The sequence below is a fragment of the Streptococcus plurextorum DSM 22810 genome (assembly GCF_000423745.1).
Classification (GTDB): Bacteria; Bacillota; Bacilli; order Lactobacillales; family Streptococcaceae; genus Streptococcus; species Streptococcus plurextorum.
In genome coordinates, this window is the sequence record NZ_AUIO01000031.1 from 1 (window position 1) to 2,185 (window position 2,185).

The window sequence follows — 2,185 nt, forward strand, 5'->3', positions numbered from 1 at the left end:
CCAAAGGGCGCTGGGCTAAGAAGAAAGCGTCTAAGAAGAAAAATCTTTCTAAACCAAGTTATAGAAAGACAGGTCGCTTGCGTTTACAAGACATGCTGAAAGCAGGGCTTGGAACGAAGCGATCAAAAGATAAAGCTGAAGCTGATACGAAAGATAAAATCTATTCTAAGAGAACTTTTACTACGTACAAAAATCAGTTTCGCTATTTTGCTGACTGGTTGGAAGTAGCTCATCCAGAAGCCGTAAGCATTGAAGATGCGTTAGGCTATGTCGATGAATACTTACAACATTTGATTGATATAAAGAGGTCTGCTTATTCTATCGCAACTGCAAAGGCAGCACTTGCCAAAGTGTTTGGAGTTGAAGCGACTCAATTCATCGCAACACCTCCACGCTTGCGTGCTAACGTCAAGCGTTCACGTGATGAAGTGAAACGTGATAAGCATATCTCTAAGAAGAAAGAAGAAGCCCTGGCACGTTTCACGAGTGCGACAGGCTTGCGTAGGGCTGAAATGCAAAGAATTGAAGCCGAAGACCTTTTCTTTGAAAATGGCAAGGCTTGGTTGAAAGTAGATAAAGGAACTAAAGGCGGTAAGCCTAGAAAAGTAGAGATTTGTGGTAAGACAGAAGCGGAAACAAGAGATTTAGTGAATTGGATTCAATCCAAAAAAGGAAGATTGTTTCCAAAGTTATCATCTAACTATGATAACCATAGCTACAGAGCTAGCTATGCAATGCGAATGTATAAGAAGTATGTTAGGAATTTAGACAAATTGCCTATCAAAGAAAAGTATCACATGCGAGGGGATAGAGCTGGAGAAGTTTTTGACCGTTACGCAATGAAGATTGTGTCCGAGAATCTTGGACACAACCGAATAACAGTAATTGCACAATCTTATTTATATACCGACTAAAAGAAGAAAAAGAAAAGGGCTTGCAGACATGCAAGCTTTTTTCTTTTTGTGAGCTTTTATGCCGAGAAAACTTTTGACAATAAGCCTTGCTAAAGTACGCTAGAACGGGACGAGCCGAAAGGCTTTAGACTTTCGAGCCGACACGTCAGCAGGACGTCAGCAAGGGTTTCTTGTTGTCAAAAGGAAATTGGAATAAAGAAGCGAAAAAGGAGAAGTCGGTTCAGAAAAAGAAGGATATGGATCTGGAGCTGTGATATAAAAACCTTCTTCAACTAACGGGGCAGGTTAGTGACATTAGAAAACCGACTGTAAAAAGTACAGTCGGCATTATCTCATATTATAAAAGCCAGTCATTAGGCCTATCTGACAATTCCTGAATAGAGTTCATAAACAATCCTGCATGATAACCATCACAAACAGAATGATGTACCTGTAAAGATAGCGGTAAATATATTGAATTACCTTTATTAATGAATTTTCCTGCTGTAATAATGGGTAGAAGGTAATTACTATTATTATTGATATTTAAGTTAAACCCAGTAAATGAAGTCCATGGAATAATAGAAAGAGAAAAAGCATTTTCAGGTATAGGTGTTTTGGGAAACAATTTCCCCGAACCATTATATTTCTCTACATCAGAAAGGTATAAATCATAAAACTCTTTGAAGTCATTCTTTACAGGAGTCCAAATACCAGAGAATGTTTTAGATACACCATCAAAAATTGTATAAAGTGGCTCTAACTTATCCCAATAACCTAACTCTCCGTCGCTATTGTAACCAGTTCTAAAAGCTGTATTTGAGTTTATCACCCTTGTCACTAAGAAAATAAATGCAGGGTAAAATTTATATCCTTCTTGTTTTATGTTTCGGTATAAAACACTAATATCAATTTCTGTGGTTATACTAAAAGTCGTTTGTTGGTTCAAATAATGATTAAATATCTCTTTTCTCTTCCAATTGTCTAAATCAATTTTATTAAAGTTCATTTGATATGCCTCCTAAATTTTTATCTAAAGTGAATTTAGGAGGCTTACTTGTCTGCTTTCTTCATTAGAATCAATCCTTTTTTAAAAGTCAATATTATTGTAACATAAATATTGACTTTTAAAAATATCCCACTTTATCCAATTTTCGTTTGTTGAACTAATGGGTGCTTTAGTTGAAGAATAAAAGACCACATTAAAAAATGTGGTCTTTTGTGTTTTTTTAAAGGATTTGAGCGTAGCGAAAAATCCTTTTCTTTCTTATCTTGATATTTCTTGTGATAAA

General features: G+C 35.8%; 1 protein-coding gene and 1 pseudogene. One reads left to right on the forward strand and one right to left on the reverse strand.

Annotation, left to right across the window (positions count from 1 at the left end; translation table 11 throughout):
- Positions 1 to 914 (forward strand): integrase domain-containing protein (locus G575_RS0110485; protein WP_027972670.1); only part of this gene is annotated, 914 nt, incomplete at its 5' end.
- A gap of 268 nt (positions 915 to 1,182) precedes the next feature.
- On the opposite strand, the pseudogene catA reads toward G575_RS0110485, so the two are convergent.
- Positions 1,183 to 1,902 (reverse strand): annotated as a pseudogene (catA, locus tag G575_RS0110490) (type A chloramphenicol O-acetyltransferase).
- Positions 1,903 to 2,185: the final 283 nt, after the last annotated feature.